The following is a 4,512-nucleotide window of genomic DNA, read 5'->3' as shown; positions in this document are numbered from 1 at the left end:
CTAACAGGCGCTGCCATACCTTGTGGCAAACACCTGTCAGCCCTAAGGCGATCCCTGTGGGAGCCTGGCTTGCCAGCGATGGGCCGCAAAGCGGCCCCGATTTTTGTCAGTTCTGCTCAGCCACGCTTGCCTTGCCCTGGCGCGTCTCGATCTCACCAATCAAGCGCTTGGCCAGCGCCGGGTAGTTCTCGTCGAAATGGTGGCCGCCGGGCAGCTTCATGCGCTCGCCAACAGCCGTGCCATCGGTGCAGCCGCTTTCGTCAGCTTCCTCGACGCCATACACACACACCACCTTGGAGGCAGGCAGCTTGGCCATTTCCGGCCCGGTTGGCGCTTCCTGGCCCTCCTTGCCCAGCCAGCCCTCCACTTCGATCTCGAAACTGCCGCTGCGTGCAAAGGCCAGCAGCATCACGGCGTCGATACGCTGCTGGTCTTCGGCCGGCAGGCGGTTGTAGATCGCCGGCAGTACATCGGCCCCGAATGAATACCCAGCAAGCACGAACCGCTTGGTGCCCCATTTCTGGCGGTAGTGCTGCATCAGTTCGGACAGGTCGGCAGCGCTTTGCTCGGGGGTTTTGTGCTGCCAGTAATAGCGCAGCGTGTCGATGCCGACCACCGGGTAGCCCAGCTTGGCCATTTCGCCAGCGACGTCGCGGTCCAAGTCGCGCCAGCCGCCATCGCCGGAAAGGAACAGGGTGACGGTATCGGTGGTTTGCCCGGCCGGCACCTCGACTACCGGGACTGGCAGCGCGTTGCCATCGCAGCCGAGCAAGGCCTGGGTCAGTTGCGCCTTGAGCACCTGCGGCAGGTGGATGTCGTAATCGCTGATGCTGGTTTCGGCATTGGCCTGGTCACGCACGAAGGCGGCGCTGGCGTCGTCCGGGTTGTCGTTCCAGGCCACGCTCCAGTGGCCATGCGCCGCCGATTTGGGCAACGGCGCCTGGCAGCCGGGCTGCTCGAGGGCAAAGCCTACGGAAATGGCGCGGGCCTTGTCATCGCTCTGCCCGGCCAGCCAGCGCCAGGCCTGGGCGGCACCAGGGCCGATACCGGCGACCACGTCGGGTTTTGCCGGCAATTGCTTCAGGGCCTGGTCCAGCGCCTGTTGCTGCTTGCTGCAATCGTTCGGTGGCAGGATCACCTGCACCAGCTGCGCTTCGCCAGCCTGGGCCAGGTCCAGCAGTTGCTTGTCGCTCAGCGCCTGGTCCTGAGGCACGCCGATGGCCACGCTGACTTTGGGGTGCACGCCTGGCGTCACCCGGGTAATGGGGGTGTCATTGATGCTCATTTGTTCCAGGTGCGCCTCTGGGGCGGGGCGCGTCCACAGCCAGAACGCCAGCCCGCCACCCAGGGCAGCCAGCAACAGGGGAACCAGCAGGTACAGCCAATAGCGTCGGGTCATCAACGTTTCACCAATCCAGTCAGGCCGCCAGCAATGAGGGCGGCAGTGTCGGCCAGTGCCACCAGCGGGTCGAGCCCGGCTGGCACGGCCATGTAGCGGGGTTCCCAGTCCGGTTGGAACTTGTCCTTGAAGCGCCGGAGCCCCTGGAAGTTGTAAAGCTGCTCACCACGGCGGAACACCAGTGAGCCCAGGCGCTGGGTCAATGGCGCGCCACGCCGTGGCTGCAGGCCGGAGAGCGGCACCATACCCAGGCTGAAGCGCCCGTAGTCACGGCTTTTATAGTGCAAGATCAAGCCGATCATCATGTACTCCATGGTCAGCTTGGGGGCCTCGGGGTGGGCGCGCATCAGGTCCAGGCTGGCCAGTTCGTGGCTGTGGGTTTCCAGCAGGTTGGCAAAGGCCACCGGGCGGCCCTGGAAGCGAATCAGGGCAATCCGGAAGTGCTGCAGGTAGTCCGGGCTGAAGCGCCCCAGCGAGAAGCCTTTCTCGCGTACGTTCTTGCCGCCGAGCCAGGCATCGGAGATTTCCTTCAGTTCTGCCAGTGGGGCTTGGCCAGGCTCGTGGATTTCCAGGCTCAGGCCATCGCGTCCGCCGCGGTTCCAGGTATAACGCAGGTCTTTCATTTCCTTGCCCTTGGCTTCGAGGTCGAAGCGGCGCAAGTCGACCCGGGCCTCTTCACCCAGTTTCAGCGCGGTCAGGCCAATGTCCATGTAGAACGGCAGGTTTTCCGCGCGTACCTGGTAGAACACCGGCCGCGCGTGGTGCAGGTCGCACAGGTCGCGGAACTGCCAGATCATCTCGGCCCGTTCCTGGGCCGGGCCGATCGGGTCGTACAGTGCCACCAGGCTACGGCCGCGCCGGGCGTACATGAGGAAGGCATTGTCCCGTGGGTGGAACAGCAAGGCCTTGTCGCCGGTGAGTGCCAGGCCGCCGTCAGGCTGGTCGGAAGCCAGCAGAATGCGGTTGGCACGCTGCAGTTCTCCTTCGTCAGGCAGGTGGATCACCGGTGGTGCGGTGCGCAGCAGCCAGGTCAGTGCCAGGGCCGCCAACAGCAAGGCGCTGCCCATGGCGGCGCGCAGGCCACGGGGGGCGTCGGCGTCGAGGGTGAACTGCCACCACAGCTGATGGCTGTAGGGCACATCCTGGTAGGCGAACAGCAGCAGCCACACCGAGGCCCCGACAACACAGGCACTTGCAACCAGAAATACCGGCGAGAAGGGCAGCTCCATCAACCGGCTGGGGCGGTAGAACGAGCGCCGGAACATGGCGAGCAAGGTGGCAGTAAAGGTCAGCAGGCTGGCCTCTTCCCAGTCGAAGCCTTTGAGCAACGACAGCAGGGCACCGACCAGCAACAATACGATTGTCAGCATCCAGGCGGCCGACAGGCGCCGACGCAGGCCTTGGGCCAGCAGCAGGCACAGCACGCCGATCAGGCTGGCGCCGAAGTGCGATGCATCGATCAGCCGGTGTGGCACCAGAAAGCCCATGTGCTCCAGGCGCGTGTCGATTTCCGGGGTGGCGCCGGAGAACAGCAACACCACACCAGACAGGAACACCAGGATCGACAGGATAGGCGCAGCCAGGCCCGAGGCGGCCTTCATGGCCTGCTGGGCGAACAGCAGGCGCCGGGCTTCGTTGGCCAACAGCAACACGCAGGCCAGCAGCAGCGGCACCACTACGTAGATCAACCGGTACAGCAGCAATGCGGCAGCCAGCGGCGCCGCACCCAGCTGGTTGGCAAAGGCCGCCAGCAGGATCGCCTCGAACACCCCGATCCCGCCCGGTACATGGCTGAGCACACCTGCCGCCAAGGCCAGCAGATACACCAGCACGAACGCGCCGAACGGGGGCGCTTCGGGCAGTAGCAGGTACAGCACGGTAGCGGCAGCTGCCACATCCAGTGCAGTGATCAGCAGTTGCAGGGCAGTCAGGCGGGCATCCGGCAGGCGCAAGGTGCGGCGCCCCAGTTGCACCAGCAGGTTATTGGCCAGTGGCTGTTCGGCAAGGCGCCGACGGTACAAGCCGATGACCAGCAGGGCAGAGGCGACCAGCACCGCACTGGCAATGCCCGCCAACAGGCCCTGGGCCAGGCCAAGTGCGCTGGATGCAGCCCGCAGATCGCTCAAGGTCGCCAGGGCGGCCAGGGGCGGAAGCGCGCAGCCCAGCGACAGGCTGGCAAAAACGGTCATGCGTGCGACCTCGCCAGCGCCCAGCCCATGGCGGGCGTACAAGCGGTAGCGCACCGAGCCGCCCGAGAGCATCGACAGGCCGATGGCGTTGCCGATGGCGAACGCACTGAAACCACCCAGCACCAGGGTAGGTGCCGGCAGCTTCACCCCGGCATAGCGGCTGGCCGACCACTCATAGCCCAGCAGGATCACGAAGCCGACCACCGTCGCGACAAAAGCGCCCAGCAGCGACTGCGCCGGCACACTGAGCATGGCGTCGTGCAAGGCGTAGATGTCCAGCTCGCTGAGCAAGTGGCGGCAAGCGATCAGGGCCATGGTGAACAGCAGCAGGGTTACCGCAAGGCCGATGGGCTGGCGGTAGCGGCTCAGGCGTTCGAGCAACGGCAGGCGCTGTACCGCACCTGGCAGCACCGTGGCGAGCGGTACCTGGGGTTCGGGGTTGTGCGTAGTCATGAATTGCCCCGGGCAAGCAGCGCGAGGTGGAGGAGAGGTGCGGCCAAGTGAAAGTCCCTTTGGAAAACGTATCCGGATATTACTCCGGACAACATGACTTGCAGTCGTCCGGCAGCGTTAAAGATAGTTCATCCAGAGGATGAGCCCTCAACACCGCAGGTTGGGTCGGTAGACCCGGGCATACGAGTGGCAGGAGACAAACACAACAAACCCCGCGCTGCTGTTACACAGGCGGGGTTTGTTCTGACGAATATGGTTGCGGGAGCCGGATTTGAACCGACGACCTTCGGGTTATGAGCCCGACGAGCTACCAGGCTGCTCCATCCCGCGTCAGAGGTGCGCATTCTACAGTTTGCCGGTCTGGTGTCAAGTGTTTTCACGCTCTGGCTCAAGACCTTTTTCAAGCGCAAAGAAAAAGGCCACTGTGTTTACAGTGGCCTTATCTTGAATCTGGTTGCGGGAGCCGGATTT

2 protein-coding genes and 1 tRNA gene are annotated in these 4,512 nt (G+C 64.4%); all 3 read right to left on the bottom strand.

Annotated features, from left to right (window positions below):
• Nucleotides 1–106: 106 nt before the first annotated feature.
• Entirely contained in the window at nucleotides 107–1,399 is a 1,293-nt protein-coding gene (locus B3361_RS07225; RefSeq protein WP_054905822.1) for a virulence factor family protein, read from the bottom strand.
• Nucleotides 1,399–4,041, bottom strand: a complete 2,643-nt coding sequence (mprF, locus tag B3361_RS07220; RefSeq protein ID WP_286920151.1) for a bifunctional lysylphosphatidylglycerol flippase/synthetase MprF — start codon at nucleotides 4,039–4,041, stop codon at nucleotides 1,399–1,401. The genes B3361_RS07225 and mprF overlap by 1 nt, the downstream gene beginning before the upstream one ends.
• 253 nt (nucleotides 4,042–4,294) lie before the next feature.
• Nucleotides 4,295–4,371 (bottom strand) — tRNA-Met (locus B3361_RS07215).
• Nucleotides 4,372–4,512: the final 141 nt, after the last annotated feature.

The sequence above is a fragment of the Pseudomonas sp. UBA6699 genome (genome assembly GCF_002454615.1).
In the GTDB taxonomy this organism is placed as follows: Bacteria; Pseudomonadota; Gammaproteobacteria; order Pseudomonadales; family Pseudomonadaceae; genus Aquipseudomonas; species Aquipseudomonas juntendi.
The sequence above is the reverse complement of the archived record's forward strand: the minus strand, read 5'-3'. Positions and strand labels throughout refer to the sequence as shown.

Coding starts and splice junctions, on each gene's coding strand:
- B3361_RS07225 (WP_054905822.1), bottom strand. CDS start 1,399: ATGACCCGACGCTATTGGCTGTACCTGCTGGTTCCCCTGTTGCTGGCT.
- mprF (WP_286920151.1), bottom strand. CDS start 4,041: ATGACTACGCACAACCCCGAACCCCAGGTACCGCTCGCCACGGTGCTG.